The following is a 22,631-nucleotide window of genomic DNA, read 5'->3' on the forward strand; positions in this document are numbered from 1 at the left end:
GGTAGATATGTGTCCAGCTAAAACAACTGATGGTCAACAACGGGGATTTGTAATTCCTATCGGGGGGGCAGAAGAGCGTGTAAAAGATCCGATAATTTTACAACGTTTTGTTGAGCTTTGTGGTGGCGAGAATGCTTATATTGTTATCATTCCAACCGCTTCACAACTTGCAGATACTGGGTCTAATTACGAAGAGGTTTTTCATGAATTAGGTGTGAAAAAAGCTGTTTCGTTACCAATTAATGATCGTGAACAGGCAAACAGCGATGAATACCTAGCTGAATTGGACAATGCCACCGGAATTTTTATCACCGGCGGTAATCAATTACGCTTGTCTACTATTTTAGGTGGCACGCCAGTAGCGCAAAGTATTCGTAAACGTAATGCGGCGGGTGTTCATGTTGCAGGCACTTCTGCAGGCGCAGCGATTATGCCAGAGCACATGATAGCGGGTGGACGCACAGGTGCTTTACCTAATGAAGAAGGGGTGACTTTTGCACCAGGCATGGGCTTAATTAATAAAGTGATTATTGATCAGCATTTTAGTCAAAGAAACCGCTTGGGACGTTTGTTATCGGCTATCTCATACAACCCTTTTGCTTCAGGCCTGGGTATTTGTGAAAATACGGCTGCCTTTATTGATCCTTCTGGGGTTTTAGAAGTTGTAGGTCATGGCAGCATCACGGTAGTTGACCCGTCAGACCTGTCGCATAGCTCAATGGCAGAGGCTAATAGAGGCGAAGCTATTACATTAATCGGCCTTAAGTTGCATGTGCTTGGTCCAGGTGCGACTTACTGCATCAACGAAAGAATAGCAACACCAGCAATATAAGCTATTTTACAAGCTACTTTTTTTTAAAAAAGCCACCTAGTTTTAGGTGGCTTTTTTGTTTTATTACAATGGTTTAAAGTTCACTCTAAGATCCCCTCCCGCTGCAGAATAATATTTTATCGCAAGTAGTATGCTCGCTATTCAAAGCGTGTTATCTTTTCTAGATCGCGTTTTGCGTAGTCAATATAAATAAAAAATTCTCGTTAGAGTAATAAAAGGAAATTACGATGAAAATGCTATCTTCCAACGTTTATGTTGGCCCTAATGTTTATGCTCATTTTCCAGTGATTCGCCACATAGTTGATATAGGCATTTTGGAACAATACCCTTCAGTTAAGTTAGGTAATGAATTTATCGATGGCTTAATCACTAACTTGCCCAGTTTAGATCAACACGGTTGCTCCTATGGTGAGCCCGGCGGATTTCTTAGACGTTTAAAAGAAGATGAAGGTACTTGGATTGCTCATATTTGGGAGCATGTTACGCTCGAACTACAATGTATAGCAGGTACTGAAGTAACCTTTGGTAAAACTCGAAGTACTGGAAAGACTGGCGAATACAATATGGTTTTCCAGTATAAACAACGAAATGTAGGCCTTGAAGCGGCTTTGTTAGCTCGAAAATTATTAATTTCATTAATGCCCGGAAACATTAAAGCCGAATTGACAACCCAAATTGAAGACGATTTTGATTTTCAGCAAGAAGTGGCTGATTTTATTCGCTTTGCACAACGCAAAGAATTTGGTCCTAGTACGCAATCACTTATTGATGCCGCAGAAAAACGTAATATTCCTTGGTTAAGATTAAACGAATATAGTTTGGTGCAATTTGGTCATGGTAAATATCAACAACGTATTCAAGCGACTATTACCAGTGAAACTAGGCACATTGCGGTCGAAATTTCTTGTGATAAAGAAGACACACATAATTTATTAAATGATCTCGGCTTACCTGTTCCTCAACAGCGTATGGCGTATTCAGATACCCAAGCGGTAAAAATGGCAAAAAATATTGGCTATCCGGTGGTACTAAAACCGTTAAATGCTAATCATGGCCGTGGCGTATCTATTGATTTAACGACTGAAGAACAAGTGATCACAGCTTTTGCCTTTGCTCGTGAACATGGAACCAGCCGAGCGGTTTTAGTTGAGTCGTTTTTAACCGGTTTAGATCACCGGATGTTGGTAGTTAATGGTGAATTAGTCGCGGTGGCCAAACGTGTGCCCGGCCATGTCATAGGTGATGGCGTTAATAGTATTAGCCAATTAGTGGATATTATTAATGAAGACCCACGTCGAGGTGTTGGCCATGAAAAAGTATTAACGCAATTAGAGATAGATACTCAAGCCTTACGTTTACTAGGTGAGTCGGACTTTACTGAACAAACTGTACTACCCCAAGGTGAAATATTTTACCTACGTTCAACCGCAAATTTATCGACCGGTGGCACGGCAATTGATATGACCGATGTAGTACACCCCGACAATAAAACCATGGCTGAACGTGCGGTACAAGCGGTGGGTTTAGATGTGGGTGGCGTTGACTTTTTAACCGCAGATATCACTCAATCTTATAAAGATATTGGCGGCGGTATTGTCGAAGTTAACGCCGCACCTGGTTTTAGAATGCACGTAGCGCCAAGTGAAGGTAAGCCTAGAGATGTTGCTGGCAAAGTCATTGATATGTTGTTTCCACCATCACTACCTACACGTATTCCTATTGCCGGTATTACTGGCACCAATGGCAAAACTACCACCTCTAGAATGCTCTCGCATATATTAAAAAGTGCTGGGCATGTTGTTGGCATGACGTCCACCGATGGGGTTTATGTTGATGGCCAATTATCGGTTAAAGGTGATATGACAGGTCCTGTCTCATCGCAAATTGTTTTACGTGATCCCTCGGTTGATATCGCGGTATTAGAAACGGCGCGAGGTGGTATTGTGCGCTCAGGTCTGGGTTACTTAGAATGTGATGTCGCTGCTTGTCTGAATGTGCAAGCCGATCATTTAGGGCTAAGAGGCATAGATACGCTCGAGCAACTAGCTGAAATTAAACGCATTGTGGTTGAAGTTGCTACCGACAGTGTGGTACTCAATGCGGATGATCCGCTGTGTTTAAAAATGGCTGATCATACCAAAGCTAAACATTTATGCTATGTCACCATGAATACGGGCCATAGTTTAGTTCGCGAGCACATTCGTGCTGGAGGTCGAGCCGTGGTATTAGAGAAAGGTATTAACGGTGACATGATCACCATTTTTGATAATGGTACCCATATCCCGCTGCTGTGGACGCATTTAATTCCGGCCACCTTAGAAGGTAAAGCACTGCACAATGTACAAAATGCTATGTTTGCTGCTGCTCTAGCTTATTGTTTAGATAAACCGTTAGAAGCTATTCAACAAGGCTTAAGAACCTTCACAACGACATTTTATCAAGCCCCAGGTCGAATGAACGTGTTTGATGAGCACAATTTTAGAGTGATACTTGATTATGCTCACAATGCTGATGGTGTGAGTTGTATGAGCGAGTTGGCGAGCAAATTAGAAGTTAAGGGTAAGCGTATTACAGTGTTGGCAGGACCCGGTGATCGTCGTGATGAAGATATCGTGAATATTGCTAAAGCGGCGGCTGGACATTTTGATATCTACATTTGTAAGGCCGATGACAATCGCCGTGGTCGTGGTGAGGATGAAGTGCCTCAACTTTTAGCTGCGGCATTAAAAGCTCAAGGTATCGATGAGTCAAAAATTCATTGTATTTCAGATGAAGTAGAAGCTATAAGTAAAGGTCTAGAATTGGCCAGTAATGACGACTTATTAATGGTTTTTGGTGATGCAATAACACGTTGTTGGAAACAAATCATCAATTTCAATGGCGTTAATGAAGTTGAGCATCAAACAGAGCAAACACCACGTCAAACTGTGGTGTCTATGTTAGAAACTAGCGAGCCTGATACTTTTGTCTTGGAAACCGGCATGAGAATTGTTTCTGATGAACGCGGTGTGCGTGTGGTATCTGAACACGATGAAGAAAGTGATTAAGCTTGCTAAGAAAAATCAACATCAAAAAGCGTAGTAATATATGAATATAAAAAATATAACACTGAGCTTAGATGATAATCGTCGGCTGACAGGTAAAAATTTATTATCTGATCAGCCAGGCGCGATCATTGATGCTTTTGTCTCGGGTATTGATAAGCTTGTTGTGGTTAATGTTTGGTCTATTTACGTTAACCGGCTACTGAAGGCGGTTAATTGGTCAAATGAAAAAATATACTCGCGTATCTTCGAAGATGGCATCACGATTGCCATTAGTGCTCCCATCGATGCGCTTTATGCTGCCTGTGATTTAAATGAAATAGCCTGGCAGTTGACCTGCGAAGAGTTAACCCATACTGAAAATGCAGAGCCAATGAGTACCGCCATCGTACGTTTAAAAGCCGCGATAGCAGAAGAAGTTAATCCAAAACTGCTAGCATTAATTAAACAATCAAAAGCTAAAGGTATTGTTTATTTGGTTGATGATGATGAATTTTCATTGGGTTATGGCACCACAGCGCAATGTTGGCCGATATCGGCACTGCCTGAACTAGCCAGCATAAATTGGTCACAATACCACTCGATACCGCTTGCTTATGTCACCGGCACCAATGGTAAATCAACCAGTGTGCGCATTATGTCGCAAATTATTGAGCAAGCGGGTAAATGTTGTGGTGTTACCTCGACAGACTTTATTCGGGTCGGTGATAATATTATTGATCATGGCGATTATTCAGGTCCGGGTGGGGCAAGAATGTTATTGCGCCATCCTAATACCCAAACCGCTATTTTAGAGGTAGCGCGTGGCGGTATTTTACGTCGGGGTTTACCCATAGATAAGGTTGATGCTGCCTTAATCACCAATATTGCCGAAGATCATTTAGGGCAATATGGTATTAATACTGTTGCTGCACTTGCCCAAGCTAAAGCTGTGGTTGCTAAAGGCTTACAGCATAACGGCGAAAGTAAAGGCACCTTAGTTCTGAATGCCGATGACGAGTATTTAGTGGCCTTAGCACCTGAATTGTTGGTGAATAAGTGTTGGTTTTCTTTAGATGAAAACAACACGACACTGCAACAACATAAACAACAAGGTGATGCGGTTTGTTTTGTTAAAGACCAGCAATTGGTTTATGCAGATGCTAATGAAGAAACAAGCATTATCGGTGTTAACGATATTCCTATGACGCTAAATGGCGCTGCGCTACACAATATTCAAAATGCGCTGGGCGCGATTGGCTTAGCTAAGAGCTTAGATATTGACAATAAAGCGATTAAAAACGCTTTGTCGAAATTTGCTAGCAACAGTGAAGACAATCCCGGTAGAGGCAATCAGTTTAACGTCAATAACGCGCAAGTGATCATGGACTTTGCCCACAATGTTCATAGTATGCAGGCCATGGCAGTCACTACGGCGAATATCAAAGCTGAGCGTAAATTTTTAATGCTCAGTCATGCTGGCGACAGAACTGACAGTGAAATCATCAACATGACGAAAACCGCATTAAAAATGCAGCCTGACTTTATTATTGCTGTTGAGGTAGAGCCGTATTTGCGCGGTAGGGCGTTAGGAGAAGTACCGCAGTTAATTATTGATACCGCGTTGGCTCATGGTATAAAACAGCATAATATTTTTACTTTTAAGAGTCCCTTTGCTGGGGCGAAATATATTATAGAGCAGCTGCAAGCCAATGATTTAGCGTTACTGATGGTATTATCTGAGCGAGAAGAGATCACTAAACTGTTACTTGAGAAATCTTAAATAATTGAGCTTTGGATTGCAGTTGTCTAGATAACTGCAATCCTGACTTATGTGTTATATCAGCAATTTTATTTCAGTAATGTTAGCAAGCGCTTTACTATCCAGTAAGTCGTTAAGCGCTTTTACTCGTAACTTTGATCTCAACTAATAAGCCATAATAAACCTATGGCTATCTATGTAGTGTTTGTTAAGCTCAACTGTTTAACAGCTTTGTCTGTGTTCTATATGATAAGGAATTAAAACAGAATCTGTAGCTCGGTTAATGAAAAGTTCAGCGGCTTTGCTGCCTTTTTCTTCACTGTTTTGGTGCACAGTGGTTAAGGGGGGATTCGACCGGTTTGTTTCGTCAATACCATCAAAACCCACCACGCTGATATCCTCTGGTATTTTAAGGCCCATGGCATTAATTTCTTTTAACGCCGCTAAAGCGATTAAGTCACTCATACAAAGCAGAACATTTGGCCGAGGAATAGAGGTTAGCGCTTCTCTAACGGCTATTAAGGCGATATCATGACTGCTTTTTGGAATATTCCATATCCTATCATCTCTTAACTTAGCACCGAGTTCATTAATCGCCTTCTTGTAACCATTTAAACGACGATGAGCAATTGAAGGCAGAAGATCAAAGTCAGGTAATTCATACACTCGACAGGTTAAGTTTGAGTCGAGTAATCTTAAACCGAGAATTGCGATATTATCATCGGCTGACTTTATCGCCAGTTTTGCTATTTCATATGCCGCTTGTTCATTATCAACGCCTACCGAGGCATTACGATCAATGTCAAAGTCTGCGGTAACCACTTTTTTAGTGGTGGCTCTTAACTGCTCAACCAACTTAGCGTTGCGGGGGCTGCCATAACAAATAAAGCCGTCAACAAAGTCAGCAACCGCATTAATGTTGTCAGAAGCCCCGGAGAATAATAATAAATTAACCTGATTTTTTTCTAATACAGATGAAACACCCTTGACAAAATTGCTGGCGACGGGATCAGAAATCATATACTCGACACTATCGGGTAATACCAAAGCGACAATATTAGAGTGACCTTTTCTTAACGATTGCGCCGCTTTATTAGGCCCTGAATAACCCAACTTTTGACATGATGCAAGGATATCCTCTCTGCGCTTTTTAGACAGTTGGTCTGGACGACTAAAGGCATTAGAGACAGTGGCATTTGACACACCGAGTTCTTTGGCTATGCTTTTTAGTGTCCATGTTTTTTTTTCTGTCATGTTGAGCTTACTTTATTGTTGTGCATAAATATCACGCAGACTTATTCAGTTTTTTGTCATTATTGTTGACATAGTATACTGTTATTTATCAATATATAATTTAATTTTATTCGCTATTTTATTCGCTATTTTATTCGTTATTTTCAAGGCTAATTCAAAAGGCTTTCTAAGAGAATTAAACGTTTTTCGCCCTTTTTATTAAGCTCAATAGACGCTTTTCTGGCAGTTAAGTCGACTAATAAAGTGGCTTGGCTCTTAGTATGAGTCCAAGTCATTGCTAACCTAGAGTGCTGACCTTCAATAGTAAATTCACCATTAAAAGCCTCACTGTTATTACGTAATTTTATCAATTCGATTATAGCTTGAGTGATAGGTTTTTCGAGTGATTTTTCAATGTGTGCATTATTAAGATAAGGGCGATTTATATCTCTGCCTACATTGGTGGCAGATAACAAGGTCATATCATTTTTTTCAGCAAATAAACCAGCATAATAAACTTGCGGTGTGCCAGGTGCGAAAAACTGAATGGCTCGGGCTAATAAATAATCATAATCATTGGCCGCTAACGCATCGTAGTAAGTACAATTAACCTGATATAAATCAACATTGCTTGCCGCTGCACCGGTCGCTTTTTGGCTTTCGCCTGCACTATTAAGATGAATTTTTTTAACTAAGTTATCTATTTCAGCGTTATCAAGTAGTCCTTTTTTGCCGTTCATGGGACCCACATCAATAATGCCAATACCGTCATGGGTGTCTAAAACCGTGATGCAATTTCTAGGTGAAATGTTCAGCCACTTAATTAATGCACTAAAGTCTTGGCTAAAAATACTGTGTAAAATTAATGGCGGCAAGGCAAAATCGTAAACTTGATCAACACGTTTAGCTATTTCAATTTGGGTTTGATAATACGAATGAATTTCTACTAAGGTATCAATACTTTGTGCGTTAGCTTTCTGGGTTAGCTGATCAATAAACTCAAAGGTTTCTTCAAGCATAAAGCAACTGGTACCGGCCTTTTTAATCGCATAACCCGCGGCATCAAGGCGAATAATATTAATATTATTTTCAGCAAAGGTTTTTAGAATCCGCGTTAAATAGGCTTGTCCAACATCTGAAGTGACATCGATATCAATTTGGCTATCGGTAAACGTGGTCCAAAAATCAGCAGATTGATTATTGGGTAATAAATAATTGGTAAAACTGCTACCGGGTCTAGGACGATATATTTTCGCCTGCTGTTCTTCATTTAAGCCGGCGGGGAAAACTTTATCTTTCGTTAAGAAAAGCGCCCAAAACGGTGAATCACTGCCTTTATCTAGTACATCTAAAAATTCTTTAGATTGAGCAGACATATGGTTTACGATAAGATCTGCCATTAATTCATGGCTTTCCCCTAATGTTTTCACATTTTTCCAATCGCCAAGTCGGCTATCAACTTCAGTATGGTCAATAGGGTCAAAACCCGCATCACTGCCATCTATGGGATAATAAAAGGGTAATAAATGCACACCTGAAAATAAACCTGACAACTGGTTATGCAGAATATTATCGAGTGCTTGGACACCAGAACCGGTTAGCCTATCAACATAGGTTATTAGCTGAACATTATTTTTCATAAATTTACCATTAAAGTACAAGTTGAATCTTAATCGATTAAGGTATATGTTTATATACAACACAGTTTTAATCAAGAATAATTTTGCTTTTTCTTTAAAAAATTAAGTGTCAGCAGATGTTTTAAGGTTAAATAGTCAATAAATCACTTTAGTTATTAAGCAACTAAAGCCAATATATATAAATATAATAAGAGGGGAAAATAATGAATCCAACGAGTAACTTAACAGTAGATAAATCTTCAATCGAGGACGCATCGATAACCCGTATTAAGCTTTTAACCTATATGATGTTTTTTGTTTTTGCGATGACCTCAGATGCCGTTGGTGTCATCATTCCTCAGTTAATTGAAACCTACAATTTAAACTTAACACAAGCGAGTGCATTCCATTATATCCCAATGATTTTTATCGCATTTAGTGGTTTGTTTTTGGGTTACCTTGCTGATAAATGGGGTAGAAAATTAACGATTGTTATCGGCTTAATGATTTTTTCTGTCGCCTGTTTTATGTTTTCTGTTGGCGAGTCTTTTTACTACTTCTTATTTTTATTAGCGCTAATTGGTATTGCTATTGGTTTGTTTAAAACGGGCGCATTGGCACTGATTGGTGACATATCTTCGTCAGGTAAAGAACATACGGCGACAATGAATAAAGTGGAAGGCTTTTTTGGCGTAGGCGCTATAGTAGGCCCTGCGATTGTCAGTTACTTATTAGTTTCGGGTGTGTCTTGGAAATATTTATACATAGCTGCGGGGGCTATTTGTATTTTGCTGTGTTTGGTTGCAATGAAATCAAAATACCCAGTGACTCAACAACATGTGGCAGAAAAAATTAATTTAAAAAGCTCGTTTAAATTAATGAAAGACCCTTATGCTTTAGGGTTTTCATTAGCCATTGCGCTTTATGTGGCTACTGAAGTGGCTATATACGTTTGGATGCCAACACTGCTTGCTGACTATACCGGCTCTCTTGTTTGGTTAGCGACTTATGCCTTAACTATTTTCTTTGTCTTACGGGCAAGTGGGCGGTTTTTAGGGGTTTGGATGCTTAAGCACTTTAGCTGGCAAAAAGTGATGTTTTGGTTTTCATTAGCGGTATTTCTTTGCTATTTAGGTACTGCTTTAATGGGGGTTGACGTCGCAGTTGTTTTATTACCCTTGTCAGGTTTATTTATGTCAGTGATTTACCCAACCTTAAACTCTAAAGGTATTAGTTGCTTTCAAAAGTCAAAGCATGGTGCCGTCGCGGGTGTGATCTTATTCTTCACTGCGGTATCAGCGGCTATATCGCCTTTACTCATGGGGATTGTGAGTGATCTGTTTGGCCATGTTTCTTATGGATTTTATTTGGCAACATTCTTCGCTGGCTTACTGTTTGTTGCGGCAATCTACAATCTAAAAGTGGATCCTACTCAACATATAAAAATTAATTAATTATATTTATCATGTGATTAATTCAATAAAACCTATTGTACAAAAAAAAGACTTGCTAATATTTGTATTTTTACGAATAATCAGCTTAATCGATTAAGTTAACTGCTTTGGTAGTGAGCAACTTAGATTAACTATAAAAATATTAATACAACAAATTAACAGAATATGGGGTGAGACAATGAAACAAGCTATTCATAAGAAATTTATCGTAAGCGCATTAGCTATGGCTATATGCTCTAGCTTAAGCGCAGCAGAAACAAACGTGACAGAAGAAGTAAAACACAAAGGTATTGATTTTGAGCGAATCGTCGTTACTGGCTCTGTTGGTAAAGGCACAACGGTTATGGAATCAAGTGTCTCTGTAAGTAGCATCTCTGCTGATCAAATTGAAATAGCGTCACCACGAAGTAGTGCTGAAGCATTCAGAAACATCCCAGGTGTTCGTGCAGAAGCATCAGGCGGTGACGGTAACGCTAACCTTGCAGTACGTGGTCTTCCTGTAGCAGCGGGTGGTGCTAAATTCATGCAAATTCAAGAAGACGGTTTACCCATTCTACAATTTGGTGATATCGCTTTTGGTAACACAGATATTTTCTTGCGCATAGATTCTACAATGGCATCTATTGATGCTATTCGTGGTGGCTCTGCATCAACATTAGCTACAAATGCTCCTGGCGGCATCATTAATATCGTTAGTAAAACGGGTGAAGCTGAAGGTGGTAGCGTAGCGACAACATTCGGTTTAGATCATGACTCTACTCGTACAGATTTTCAATTTGGCGGCGAGATTAACGACTCAACCTATTTCCATCTTGGTGGCTTCTACCGTCAAGGTGAAGGCGTACGTGATACTGGTTATACGGGTAACAAAGGTGGTCAAATTAAAGCGAACATCACTAAAGAATTTAGTGATGGTTACGTTAGACTTTATTTTAAACACTTAGATGATACAACGACAGCTTATTTACCTATGCCTGTTCACGCTGATGGTTCTTCAGTTGAAGGATTTGACGCCTCTACTGGCACCCCCCATACCCCTTACCATACTTCAATGATCACAACTGATGGTGCTGGTAATGGCCGTCTTGCTGATATGCGTAATGGCATGAGCCCGAAAGTTGATGCGCTTGGTTTTGAAGCTGTATTTGATTTAGGCAATGACTGGTCTGTTGAAAACAGAATGAGAATTTCTCGCACTAAAGGTAGCTTTACAGGCCCATTCCCTGAAAGTATTCAAGGAAGCCAAGGCTTAGCTGACAGTATAGCGGGTGCTGGTGCAACATTAACTTACGCAAATGGTCCACAAGCAGGTAATGCTTATACTGCTGATAACCTGATGCGTATTCACTCGTTTGATGTTGAAATGACTAATCTTGATTTTATGGTTAACGATTTCAAATTAACAAAAACGATTAACGACTCTACCTTTACTGTTGGTTTATATAACTCGTCTCAAACTATTCAACAATCATGGTTATGGAACGCTTACTTATATGAAGTAAAAGGCCAAGATGCCGCACTTGTTGATGTAACTGCCGCTGACGGTACAGAGTTTTCTCAAAATGGTGTAATTGCTTATGGCGTACCTGCATGGGGTAACTGCTGTACACGTAATTACGATTTACAATATGAAGTTACAGCGCCTTATGCTGCGTTTAGCACAAGCTTTGATAACATAAACATTGACGGTAGTGTTCGTTTTGATAGTGGTTCTGCAACAGGTTCTTTCTCAGGTGCAGCTCAATCTGCAGTTGACATGAACGGTGACGGCACTATACATCAAATCGAAACTAGTGTTTCAAATGTTGATAACGCTTCAGCTAACAACGTAAATTACGATTGGAACTACGTGTCTTATTCACTAGGTGGTAACATCAAAATCAATGATGATTTAGCCGCATTTGCTCGGATCAGTAGAGGCGCTACAGCTAATGCTGACCGCTTAGCTTTTGGTAAAATAGATGCTGCTGGTGTTGCCAAAGATGAAGACATCTTTGATGAAGTTGATCAGTTAGAACTTGGTGTTAAATTTCGTCAAGATGAATTATCTGTCTTTGCAACGGCTTTCTTTGCACAAACTCAAGAGCAAAACTTTGAAGCCACTAGCCAACAATTTTTTGACCGTGAATATGAGTCAAAAGGTATTGAAATAGAATCTACATACTACATTGGTGATTTTGATCTGCGTGCTAACTTAACGTGGACTGATTCTGAAATAACTAAAGATGTCATTAATCCAGCTGTAGTTGGTAACACACCAAGAAGACAAGCCGATGTTGTTTACTCAATAACAGGTCGTTACAACTTTGCCCAAGGTTCTGCGGGTATTAACTTAATTGGTACTACTGATTCATTTGCTCAAGATAACTTTGACCAAAACGACCCTAACGCTCTTATATTAGACGGTTATGTTCAAACGAACGCCTTTGCTCAATACAACCTTTCAGATTCATTAAGTGTTTCTTTAAACATTAATAACTTATTTGAAACTGTTGGTATTACTGAAGCAGAAGATGCAACAGCGGCAACGGCTAAAACTATTATACGAGCAAGATCTATTCAAGGTCGTTCAGCGACTCTGACGCTTAAATACGATTTTTAATCTATAACTTTTTAAACTAATAGTACAAATAATAACAAGCCCATTTTATATGGGCTTTTTTATTCAAAGGTGATTTTATGCTTTCTTTACTCAGTTATGGCGAAGTTTTGGTTGATTTTTTACCAAGCTCAGCTCATAACCCAAGTTACACTCCGTTAGCGGGAGGTGCTCCTGCAAATGTCGCTGTCGCCTTTGCTAAATTAGGCGGTAATAGTTATTTTGCCGGCGGTATCAGTAGCGATGATTTTGGTACTATGTTAATGCAGCAATTACAAGATCAAGGGGTGAATACAAGCTACGTAAATACCGTAGAAAATGCCAATACGGCCATAGTGTTGGTGACCTTAGATGCGAGTGGCGAACGTGCTTTTAATTTCTATCGTAATGATACGGCAGATATGTATTATGAAAAGAGCCAAGTTGATAAAATAAACTGGCAGGATATGGCTGTTTTTCATTATTGCTCAAATACCCTCACCAATGAACAAAATCATGATAATACGCTCTATGCCTTAAAGCGCGCTAAGTCGAACAAGGTATTAATTAGCTTTGATGTTAATTTACGACAGCAACTTTGGGCTGATTTAAGTTTATTACCTGCTCGCGTAGAAGCCTGTCTCAATGAAAGTGACATTGTAAAATTAAGTAAAGATGAAGCCCGCTATTTAGCCGCCATTAAAAATGTTGATATACCAGGCTATGTTAGCTTCTTATTAGCACTAGGCGTTAAGTTGATTGTTATTACTGATGGCCCTAACGAGGTGCAAGTAACTTGTGCTAGCTACTCATTGATGATGGCTGTGCCTAAAATAACCGCACTAGATACCACCGCTGCCGGAGACAGTTTTATTGCCAGCTTCTTATTTTATCTCTGTCAAGATGCCGATATTAATCAAGCGTGTTTATTTAGTGTATTAGAAAACCAAACGCTTGTGTCATCAGCGGTACTATTCGCCAGTAAATGTGGTGCCTCAACTTGCCAAAAAATGGGCGCATTTGCTGCCTTGCCGTCAATTAAAGCGCTAGCGCTTTAATTGTTTTTTATCAAATATCCGAGAATAAATATGGAATCTAGAACTTCCCTTGCTAGTTGGAAAAAGCTAACGCTTCATGCACAACAGATTAAAAAGTCTCATATGAACGACTTTTTCAATGAAGACAAACAACGATTTAATAAATTTTCGCTGTTATTACCTTCTATGCTAGTAGATTATTCTAAAAATTTGATCACAGAAGAAACTCGCTCACTGTTAATTTTACTCGCAAAAGCATGTGATGTAGAGGCTTGGCGAGACAAAATGTTCAAAGGTGAGCGTATTAATGGCACAGAAGATAGAGCCGTTTTGCATACCGCCTTGCGTGATCAGCAACAAACGCCCATATTTCTTGATGGCGAAAACATCAATGAATGCGTTGCAAAATCGTTAGATAAAATGCAAGCCTTTACCGAACAAGTGCGTCAAGGAAGATGGAAAGGCTATTCTGGTAAGCGCATTACCGACGTGGTTAATATTGGTGTGGGTGGCTCTAACTTAGGCCCTCAAACGGTTACTGAGGCGTTAAAAAAATATAGTGATGACAGTATCAATGTTCACTATGTCTCTAACGTAGATGGTACCCAAATTGCTGATGTATTGAAGCCATTAAATCCAGAGAAAGTACTATTTATTGTTTCTAGCAAAACCTTTACCACCACAGAAACCATGATCAATGCTAAAACAGCGCTAAACTGGTTAACCTCTGCTTCATTTGATAAAAGTGCTGTTGTTCAGCATTTTGTCGCTGTGACCACCAATAAAGAAAATGCGATGAAATTTGGTGTTGAAGCCGATAATATATTCGAGATGTGGGATTGGGTTGGCGGTCGATTTTCATTATGGTCAGCCATAGGTTTACCAATAGCCTTAGACTTAGGTTTCGATAAGTTTATTGAATTATTAGCAGGTGCTCACGAAATGGATCAGCACTTTTGTCAGACTGAACTGGAGCATAACGCGCCAGTGATTTTAGCCTTACTCAGTGTCTGGAATTGTACTTTTCTCGGTTCACAATCACAGGCTATTTTACCTTATGATCAATCCTTACATATGTTATCTGCGTATTTGCAACAAGCAGAAATGGAAAGTAACGGAAAATCAGTTAACTGGCATGGCGAAACCATTAGTTATTCAACTGTGCCGTCAATTTGGGGCGAATTAGGCATTAATGGCCAACATGCCTTTTATCAATATTTGCATCAAAGTAATAATGTCGTGCCAGCTGATTTTATTGGTTCAATTGAAAGTAATACCCCTATTGAGGGACATCATGAAACACTGATGGCGAACTTTTTTGCTCAAACTCAAGCGTTAATGCAAGGAGTAGATGAACAACAAGTTAGAGATGACCTAAAAGCCAAAGGCAGGACAGATGAGTATATTAATAAAGTTGCGCCACATAAGGTACATAAAGGAAATCGCCCCTCTAACACCATATTAATGAACCGTATTTCACCTCGTTCGTTAGGCAGCTTAATCGCACTTTATGAACATAAAATATTTGTACAAGGGATTCTCTTACAAATATGTTCGTTTGATCAGTGGGGAGTCGAGTTAGGCAAAGGTTTAGCTAATAAAATTGAACATGATCTACACTGTGACAAAAAAAATCCCGCTCACGACAGTTCTACTTGGAATCTGATCAAACATTATCATAGGGTAAAATCAGCCAATGCTGAAACCCCCGCTAAGTCATAACCTGTATCTTACAGTAGGGTGAGTATACATTTTAAAACAGCAATATAGGCTTCATAAAAATACTCTTGTTGAAGACTTGAATTTTTTTTTGAACCGCTTGTTTGATAATTAACTTACCGCCATTGCAGCGCTTAATTCAATGGCGGTAAGTTAAAGCCGGCGATAACTGAATTATTTTGATCTAAGTGCGAGCTTTACGCGTATAATTTTTTTTAACTAATTGAATTATATCCATGAAACGTACCTTATACTGGCTGAATAAAGATCTTCGCATCAATGACAACGCCGCGCTTAACTTAGCCAGTAAAAGTGAGCATCTGCTTTGTGTATATGTTGTTGATAAACAATGTTTTGAGGGAAATAATTTCCAGTCAAAACCGTTAGGTGATATCAGGTGGGAATTTTTACAAGGCTGTTTAGATGATTTTAACGAGAGCTTATTAAAGCTTGGGCAAGAGCTGTATATTGTTTATGGCGATACCTTATCGACCTTAACAAGGCTCTGTGAAAACTATCAAATTACTGATGTAATCACCACGAAATTACCCGGCACTTATGAAAACAGGCTTATTACTCAGCTTAATGAGCGCCTGCCTGAGTTGACCATTAATCAGGTAGATCAATTTACTTTATTTACCAAAAACGCTTTGCCTTTTGAGCTAGATGAATTGCCGGTGAGTTATTCTAAATTTCGCAAAAAAATGGCTGAAGTCAGTATTTCCAAGCCAGTGCCAAGCGTACAATCTCTGCCTAGTATGTTTGACACCCTACCGGCGCCAACTCGCTTTAAGCCTGAATGGCTTCCTAGTGTGAGTGCTATAAAGGCCAAGCAGGGCTTTGAGTTTGAAGGAGGGGAAGAACAGGGATTAAAGCATCTTAGGCAATATTTTTCATCAAATTCGCCGGCAGAGTATAAGCAAGTCAGAAATAATTTAGACGGTTGGGAAAATAGCAGCAAGCTATCGCCGTGGTTAAATTCTGGCTGTATTTCTGTGCGTCAAGTGATGAATTACCTTACTGATTTTGAACAGCAGCAGGGTAAAAATAGTTCAACCGAGTGCCTGTATTTAGAATTACTGTGGCGAGAGTACTATCAATGGGTACATTATAAAGTTGGCGCTAAAACCTACCAGTTTAAAGGCCTGGCTAAAAACCCACCCCTAACAACATTCTATCCTGAGCGCTTTAATAAATGGTGCTTAGGCAATACCCCTTATCCCTTGGTTAATGCCTTTATGCATGAGCTAAGACAAACCGGCTATTTAAGTAACCGAGGACGTCAAATTGTGGCAAGTTGCTTAGTGAATGAACTCAGTGTTGATTGGCGCTACGGTGCCGCCTGGTTTGAAGAGCAGTTAATTGATTATGACGCTGCAGTTAATTGGGGTAATTGGCAATACATCGCCGGCGTAGGTGTTGACCCTAGAGGTGGCAGACATTTCAATATTGAGAAGCAAACTAAACTTTATGACCCTAATGGTGATTACCAAGCTAAATGGATAGATCAAAGTCAGCAAAGCACTCAACCACTAGACTCTGTAGATGCTTCAGATTGGCCGGTGCTTCAGTAAACTAGAATGACAACTAATATCGTGGCAGATAATGCTGTCAATATTGTTTGGTTAAAGCGTGACCTGCGACTTAGCGACCATCAGCCGCTGACTGAATCAATTCAGTCAGGTTTAACACTGCTGTATTACGTTTTTGAACCTTTATTAATAGCAGACCCTCATTACGACGAACGACATTGGCGTTTTATTTGGCAATCAATTGAAGATATTAACGCTCAGCTCAGCGCTTTTAATGCTCAGGTTTATGTTTATTTGGGTGATGCGGTTGCCGGTCTTAATGAAATTCAGCAACGCTTTAACATTACCGGTTTATTTAGTCATGAAGAAGTCGGCTTGTTGTCTACTTTTGAGCGCGACAAAGCGGTTAAAAAATGGTGTAAAGCAAAAAAAATCGTCTGGCATGAAAGTGTATCAGGAGCGGTAAGTCGAGGTAAAAAGAATAGAAATAGCTGGGACAAAGATTGGCGTAAGATCATGAAAGCTGAATTATTTCAGCCAGCGTTATCTTGTAACACACTGGTAAGTAAACAATCTTTAGAGCAGTTACCTGAGTTTATTTTACCTGTGTCGTGGTCAACAGCTGACGAGTTCATGTTAAAAGGTGGTGAATTTTGGGCGCAAAAAATGTTGCAATCATTTTTGAATGGCCGAGGTAAAAACTATCATTTTGACATATCTAAACCGCAGGCAAGTCGTAAAAGTTGTTCACGGTTATCGCCTTATTTAGCTTGGGGCAATATAAGCTTAAGGCAGTTCTATCAAACCATTTTAACGAAAAGGCCACAAAGCGGTTGGAAACGACCGATAGATGCACTGGCATCTCGTCTGCATTGGCATTGTCATTTTATACAAAAATTTGAAAGCGAACATCAAATGCAGTGGCGTCCGGTAAATCGAGCTTACAGTGATTTTAGCTATCCTGACCTTCACTGTGGTTTGAGTGTTGAAACTCGATTAAATAAATGGAAGACGGCGCAAACAGGCTATCCGCTAGTTGATGCTTGCATGCTTTGTTTAATAAAAACCGGTTATATCAACTTTCGCATGCGCGCCATGTTAGTCAGCTTTCTATGCCATCATTTACTGCTAGACTGGCGTTTAGGTGTAAGGTATTTAGCGAAATTATTTCTCGATTTTGAACCAGGTATTCACTATCCACAATTTCAAATGCAGTCAGGGGTAACCGGCACTAATATCATTCGGGTTTATAATCCAGTGAAACAGTCATTGGAAAAAGATAAAGATGGCTTATTTATTAGAACATGGTTGCCACAATTATCAGAGTTGCCAAATGAAATTATTCATACCCCTTGGGAATTATCGGCAATGGAGCAACAGCTTTATCAATGTCAATTAGGCGAGACTTATCCTCTACCTATGGTTGATATCAAGGAAACAGGGAAGATTGCTCGCGATTTACTCTGGGGTTTTAGAAAACGATTTGACAGTAAAAAAGAAGGTCAGCGCATTATAGCAAAGCATGTTAGAACAACTAAAAAACCGACGAAAGCAAGTAAGGCTAAACCATTAGTAAAGTTAATATGATCAATGACACATAAAAAATTATTGTTAGCCCATAAAAATTGTCTCACTTGTAAAAAAGATTTTTTATGGCGTAAAAAATGGCAAGCCAATTGGGCTCACGTGTTGTATTGCTCAGAGCGATGTCGGCGCAATAAAAACACGATTGATAGTTAATTTGATAGCTCAATCGAGAGTCAAAAAAAATAGCTAAACTCAAGCTTAAAATAAACAAAGCGCTAAAGCTTAGCTCTACTCAGGGTTCAAATAAAGGTAAGGTAAACTCATGAAGGCAAAACATCTCAGGCTTATATTGGGTGATCAGCTCAACCCTATGCACACTTGGTTTGAACATATCGACGCTGACGTTGTTTATGTCATCGCTGAGCTTCACCAAGAGGCAAACTATACTAAGCACCATGTGCAAAAAATAAGCGCATTTTTTGCTGCTATGGCTAATTTTGCTCAAAACCTTGAAAGTAAAGGCCATCGGGTTTGTTACCTCACCTTAGATGACAGTGCAGAATATCAAGATCTTCCTCAGCTAATAAAAGCGTTAGTTGCACGTTATGCTTGTCAGAGTTTTACCTTTCAACGGCCTGACGAATATCGTTTACGAACACAATTAGCTGGCATGTCAGCGCAGTTAACTTTACCTGTGGTTGAAGTCGACAGTGAACATTTTTTACTGCCCTTTGACGAGTTACCTAGTCATTTTAAAGCGGCAACGCACGTAAGAATGGAGAACTTTTATCGCTTGATGCGTAAGCGTTTTTCTATTTTGATGTCGGGCTTAAAACCGGTAGGTGGTGCATGGAATTTTGACGCTAATAATCGTCAATCATTTAAGCAGGCTGATCTCAAACTTATTCCCAAACCATTGGTATTTGATAACTCAGCAGATGAGTACTTACAGCGTATAAAACAGCATAACATTAATACTATAGGGCATGAGTCTACCAATGTTGCTTACCCCATTAATCGGCAACAATCGTTAGTGTTACTGGATTATTTTTGTCAACATCAACTGGCTAATTTTGGCAATTTTCAGGATGCAATGACCGTAGCCTCACCCTATGCTTGGAGTTTATATCACTCGCGGTTGAGCTTTTCACTTAACTGTAAAATGCTCAACCCAATGGAGGTAATCGAAACCGCGCTTATCGCTTATCAAGACTCTGAGGGTAAGATTACATTGGCACAAATTGAAGGTTTTGTTAGGCAAATTCTAGGCTGGCGAGAATATGTTCGAGGTATGTATTGGGTGAATATGCCGAACTACGCAGAGCAAAATTTTTTAGCCGCTAAGCGCAACTTACCTGATTTTTTCTGGAATGCTGACACTAAAATGCAGTGTCTAAAAAGCGCGATATCACAATCATTGGAGCATGCTTATGCCCACCATATTCAACGCTTAATGATCACAGGGAATTTTGCTTTGTTAGCCGGTATAGCACCTAGCCAAGTTGATGATTGGTATTTAGGCATCTACATAGACGCGATTGAATGGGTAGAACTACCGAATACTCGCAGCATGGCGCTTTTTGCTGATGGTGGTTGGATAGCCACAAAACCTTATGCGGCAAGCGGTAACTATGTGAATAAAATGAGTGACTACTGTAAAAACTGTCATTATAAAGTGAAAGAAAAAGTCAGCTCAAATGCTTGTCCGTTAAATAGTTTATATTGGAACTTTATCGACCAAAACTATGACAAGTTTGCCACAAACCATCGCATGAGCTTCCCTATCCGTAATTGGGATAAAGTCGAACCGACGCAAAAAATTGCCATTAGAGAAAAAGCGGCCGAGTTATTAAATAATTTAGACAAGTTATAGATGTACTCAGTAGCGGTGTTTTTGAAGGTAGTTGTAGGGTAACTTTAACGCTTTTTCTAAACACCGTTTGGCGATTTTTTGTAGTTCACATTTCAGCCTGTTAACCCTTAAGTGGGTGATTAATGTTTATTTTCACTCCATACTTTTATTGTTTTTTACCTATCATATTGATTTATTTTAATTTTGAAAGTAATGGGTTAACACTAGAGTTATAAATTTTCTTAAGTGTATATTAGTGAATTTATATTAGTGAATTTATATTAGTGAATTTATATGAGTGAGTGCAAAAACAGTTGCAACCAGTATCGCTTAGGTTTTATTCCAACTTAAAGCTGGCAAAATAAATAACGGCGAATTGGTCTTTTCTTATTTGTTATCCGTATAGCTAGGAAACTTATTGACCAATGTTAGGATAGCTTTTATGGCATTTTTGATGGATGAAGAATCAAGAATTATAGAAATGGCTTGGGAAGACCGAACTCCCTTTGAAGCGATAGAGCATCAGTTCAACTTACGAGAGCCCGAAGTGATTAAATTTATGCGTAGTCATTTAAAGCCAAAAAGCTTTAGGTTATGGCGTAAAAGGGTGGGTGGTCGTGCGACAAAACACCTGCAACTTAGAAGTGACGATGTATCCAGAGGTTACTGCCCAACACAATACAAGCAGCGTTGATGCAAAAAAACTAAGACTTAACGATACTAGTATAGCTTAATGACGACTTTACTTTGCCTAGGTAAGTAAATTCCTAGGTTACTATGATAGGTTATCTAGTGACCCAAAAGTTATTCATTAAGCCCTAAAACATTAGAACATTAAAACGCTAACCGCTGTGCTTGTTTTGCTGATCAGCATTAAATTACCTGTATTTTAAGCGTTAAACACTCAACAATAAGGATCAGTAACGACTATGAAACAGTTGTTAAATAGTTTTTAAACAGTGTTTGTTTTTGCCATTTGCTTTTGCTTTATATAAATATTCGTCAGCTATTTTAACCAGTTTATCACTGGAAGCTTTAGTACTTTTAGTTTTTAACGCCGCTCCGACAGAGACTGACGTTTTAAGAATTTTGCCATTATTATTTAAGTTGAAATTTGCCACACTCTTAACTATTTCTAAACACGTTTCTTCAAGTTTTGCTCTATTTACACCATAGAGAATAATTGCAAATTCATCGCCACCTATTCGAAAGCCAATGTCTTCAGTGCGACGACATTTGTCTTTTATGACGCTAGCTAGCTTTTTTAAAACCTCATCACCCATGCTATGTCCGCAAGAGTCGTTAATTATTTTAAAATAATCTGCATCAATAAAAATTAAACCTAGGGCCACATCATCACGCACGGCAATGGCATTTAATCTTACTATTTGTTCTTGAAATGATCTTCTGTTGTTGAGTTTTGTTAATCCGTCTGTTGTCGACTCTTTGTAAAGGCGATTGATTAATAAATAATTTTGATAGAGTGTTTTTTGGCCAGTTATATTAACGATAAGACAAATACTTGCAACAACAATAAGAATTATCAGCATGAATATTAAGTCGTTTAATGGGTGGTTTAAGTGAATATTTACCGTTGTAAATACGCAGAGAATAATTACAGTGACTATGGCTGCAGGTTTGATTGGCAGAACCATAAGTAAGCAGCCAAACATTATAATGAGTACTAAACCAAGCTGAGGAAATGAGAAACCATTTATGTCAGAAAGATAATAGATGAAGGTGTGATTTAAGCCCACAGCCAAGTAGATAAACAATATTAATAATATGTTTGAACGTATCGTTATTGGGGGTGTGAACCAATAAATGAAATTTAAATACAATAAGGGCAGTATCACTAAAACTAGCCTAAATGTTAGTGTTAATAGGTATATTTCACTGGGGAATTTAACTACATCCATAATCGAAAATGCTAGGTATAAGAGCAATCCAGCGATTAAAGCCCCGCGCCTAACGTTTAAGCATTGCGACATCAAAAAATGGGAGAACTTCTCTCTATTATCAGCCTGCTTATTATTACTTGGAACTGATGTATTCATATAATATAAACTTTAATCCATATCTATAATGCATAGTTTTTTGTTTATTGTGAAAAATCGGCTATGTAATCACTTCAAATATTTGAAAATAAAAAACACTATAACTATACTGTTTTAAACCTGTTACAATTTGTAACACTTTTATTGTGAGGGTGCAATTTAATAGCATAATAAAACTATTTTTCTAAAATGGCCAAGTATTATCTACACAGTGTTAAGTATTTTTAAACCTTAATGAATGCTAATACTGAGTCAGGCTAGTAGTTAACTTATTATTAACAGCTTAGCCATTTTAGCAATGACTTATTTAATTATTCAGTAGACCCGCGTATTCGTATTTAACTCTCCTTGCTGTCTTTTTTCGCGGGTAAATCTGTTTGGAATAGTAACTTAAAAATACACAGAA

General features: G+C 38.9%; 15 protein-coding genes. 12 read left to right on the forward strand and 3 right to left on the reverse strand.

Going from position 1 to position 22,631, the window contains the following annotated elements:
- The first annotated feature begins 7 nt into the window (after positions 1-7).
- From H4J46_RS10225 to H4J46_RS10235, 3 genes are all read left to right on the forward strand, one after another.
- Positions 8-832, forward strand: coding sequence for a cyanophycinase (locus tag H4J46_RS10225; protein WP_182233404.1), 825 nt, complete (start codon positions 8-10; stop codon positions 830-832).
- Positions 833-1,059: 227 nt separating this feature from the next.
- Entirely contained in the window at positions 1,060-3,879 is a 2,820-nt protein-coding gene (gene cphA / locus H4J46_RS10230; RefSeq protein WP_182233405.1) for a cyanophycin synthetase, read from the forward strand.
- A gap of 40 nt (positions 3,880-3,919) precedes the next feature.
- Positions 3,920-5,638 carry a Mur ligase family protein gene (locus tag H4J46_RS10235; protein WP_220462993.1) on the forward strand — a complete coding sequence of 573 codons (1,719 nt, stop codon included), beginning with the start codon at positions 3,920-3,922 and terminating at the stop codon, positions 5,636-5,638.
- 201 nt (positions 5,639-5,839) lie between these two features.
- On the opposite strand, the gene H4J46_RS10240 is transcribed toward H4J46_RS10235, so the two are convergent.
- Positions 5,840-6,871 carry a LacI family DNA-binding transcriptional regulator gene (locus H4J46_RS10240; protein ID WP_182233406.1) on the reverse strand — a complete coding sequence of 344 codons (1,032 nt, stop codon included), beginning with the start codon at positions 6,869-6,871 and terminating at the stop codon, positions 5,840-5,842.
- A gap of 149 nt (positions 6,872-7,020) precedes the next feature.
- Positions 7,021-8,490, reverse strand: coding sequence for a sucrose phosphorylase (gtfA, locus tag H4J46_RS10245; protein ID WP_182233407.1), 1,470 nt, complete (start codon positions 8,488-8,490; stop codon positions 7,021-7,023).
- A gap of 203 nt (positions 8,491-8,693) precedes the next feature.
- Here gtfA and H4J46_RS10250 point away from each other — a divergent pair, with 203 nt between their 5' ends.
- From H4J46_RS10250 to H4J46_RS10290, 9 genes are all read left to right on the forward strand, one after another.
- Positions 8,694-9,923 carry a sugar MFS transporter gene (locus tag H4J46_RS10250; RefSeq protein WP_182233408.1) on the forward strand — a complete coding sequence of 410 codons (1,230 nt, stop codon included), beginning with the start codon at positions 8,694-8,696 and terminating at the stop codon, positions 9,921-9,923.
- A gap of 178 nt (positions 9,924-10,101) precedes the next feature.
- A complete protein-coding gene (locus tag H4J46_RS10255; RefSeq protein WP_182233409.1) occupies positions 10,102-12,525 on the forward strand; it encodes a TonB-dependent receptor domain-containing protein in 2,424 nt (807 codons plus the stop codon).
- A 77-nt stretch (positions 12,526-12,602) separates the two neighbouring features.
- Positions 12,603-13,559, forward strand: a complete 957-nt coding sequence (locus H4J46_RS10260; RefSeq protein ID WP_182233410.1) for a carbohydrate kinase — start codon at positions 12,603-12,605, stop codon at positions 13,557-13,559.
- Between the two features lie 30 nt (positions 13,560-13,589).
- On the forward strand, positions 13,590-15,260 hold the full coding sequence (gene pgi / locus H4J46_RS10265; protein WP_182233411.1) for a glucose-6-phosphate isomerase: 1,671 nt from the start codon (positions 13,590-13,592) through the stop codon (positions 15,258-15,260).
- Positions 15,261-15,493: 233 nt separating this feature from the next.
- Entirely contained in the window at positions 15,494-16,831 is a 1,338-nt protein-coding gene (locus tag H4J46_RS10270) for a DASH family cryptochrome (RefSeq protein ID WP_182233412.1), read from the forward strand.
- Between the two features lie 6 nt (positions 16,832-16,837).
- Positions 16,838-18,376, forward strand: a complete 1,539-nt coding sequence (locus tag H4J46_RS10275) for a cryptochrome/deoxyribodipyrimidine photo-lyase family protein (RefSeq protein WP_182233413.1) — start codon at positions 16,838-16,840, stop codon at positions 18,374-18,376.
- A 3-nt stretch (positions 18,377-18,379) separates the two neighbouring features.
- Complete coding sequence (locus H4J46_RS10280) at positions 18,380-18,529, forward strand: DUF2256 domain-containing protein (protein WP_182233414.1); 150 nt, start codon at positions 18,380-18,382, stop codon at positions 18,527-18,529.
- 109 nt (positions 18,530-18,638) lie between these two features.
- On the forward strand, positions 18,639-20,189 hold the full coding sequence (locus H4J46_RS10285; RefSeq protein ID WP_182233415.1) for a cryptochrome/photolyase family protein: 1,551 nt from the start codon (positions 18,639-18,641) through the stop codon (positions 20,187-20,189).
- Between the two features lie 421 nt (positions 20,190-20,610).
- Positions 20,611-20,862 (forward strand): TIGR03643 family protein, encoded by a 252-nt coding sequence (locus H4J46_RS10290; RefSeq protein ID WP_182233416.1) that lies wholly within the window; start codon positions 20,611-20,613, stop codon positions 20,860-20,862.
- A 247-nt stretch (positions 20,863-21,109) separates the two neighbouring features.
- Here the strand turns inward: H4J46_RS10290 and H4J46_RS10295 are convergent, their stop codons facing one another.
- On the reverse strand, positions 21,110-21,823 hold the full coding sequence (locus tag H4J46_RS10295; protein WP_182233417.1) for a GGDEF domain-containing protein: 714 nt from the start codon (positions 21,821-21,823) through the stop codon (positions 21,110-21,112).
- Between the last annotated feature and the right edge of the window lie 808 nt (positions 21,824-22,631).

Origin of the sequence: Colwellia sp. MB02u-6, assembly GCF_014077095.1 — a bacterium.
GTDB lineage: Bacteria > Pseudomonadota > Gammaproteobacteria > Enterobacterales > Alteromonadaceae > Cognaticolwellia.

Bases quoted from the DNA above. Each gene is read 5' to 3' on its own strand.
- H4J46_RS10280 (WP_182233414.1), top strand. From the start codon at position 18,380: ATGACACATAAAAAATTATTGTTAGCCCATAAAAATTGTCTCACTTGT.
- H4J46_RS10255 (WP_182233409.1), top strand. From the start codon at position 10,102: ATGAAACAAGCTATTCATAAGAAATTTATCGTAAGCGCATTAGCTATG.
- H4J46_RS10260 (WP_182233410.1), top strand. From the start codon at position 12,603: ATGCTTTCTTTACTCAGTTATGGCGAAGTTTTGGTTGATTTTTTACCA.
- H4J46_RS10240 (WP_182233406.1), bottom strand. From the start codon at position 6,871: ATGACAGAAAAAAAAACATGGACACTAAAAAGCATAGCCAAAGAACTC.
- H4J46_RS10295 (WP_182233417.1), bottom strand. From the start codon at position 21,823: ATGGTTCTGCCAATCAAACCTGCAGCCATAGTCACTGTAATTATTCTC.
- H4J46_RS10285 (WP_182233415.1), top strand. From the start codon at position 18,639: ATGAAGGCAAAACATCTCAGGCTTATATTGGGTGATCAGCTCAACCCT.
- H4J46_RS10235 (WP_220462993.1), top strand. From the start codon at position 3,920: ATGAATATAAAAAATATAACACTGAGCTTAGATGATAATCGTCGGCTG.
- pgi (WP_182233411.1), top strand. From the start codon at position 13,590: ATGGAATCTAGAACTTCCCTTGCTAGTTGGAAAAAGCTAACGCTTCAT.
- cphA (WP_182233405.1), top strand. From the start codon at position 1,060: ATGAAAATGCTATCTTCCAACGTTTATGTTGGCCCTAATGTTTATGCT.
- H4J46_RS10275 (WP_182233413.1), top strand. From the start codon at position 16,838: ATGACAACTAATATCGTGGCAGATAATGCTGTCAATATTGTTTGGTTA.
- H4J46_RS10270 (WP_182233412.1), top strand. From the start codon at position 15,494: ATGAAACGTACCTTATACTGGCTGAATAAAGATCTTCGCATCAATGAC.
- gtfA (WP_182233407.1), bottom strand. From the start codon at position 8,490: ATGAAAAATAATGTTCAGCTAATAACCTATGTTGATAGGCTAACCGGT.
- H4J46_RS10250 (WP_182233408.1), top strand. From the start codon at position 8,694: ATGAATCCAACGAGTAACTTAACAGTAGATAAATCTTCAATCGAGGAC.
- H4J46_RS10290 (WP_182233416.1), top strand. From the start codon at position 20,611: ATGGCATTTTTGATGGATGAAGAATCAAGAATTATAGAAATGGCTTGG.
- H4J46_RS10225 (WP_182233404.1), top strand. From the start codon at position 8: ATGTGTCCAGCTAAAACAACTGATGGTCAACAACGGGGATTTGTAATT.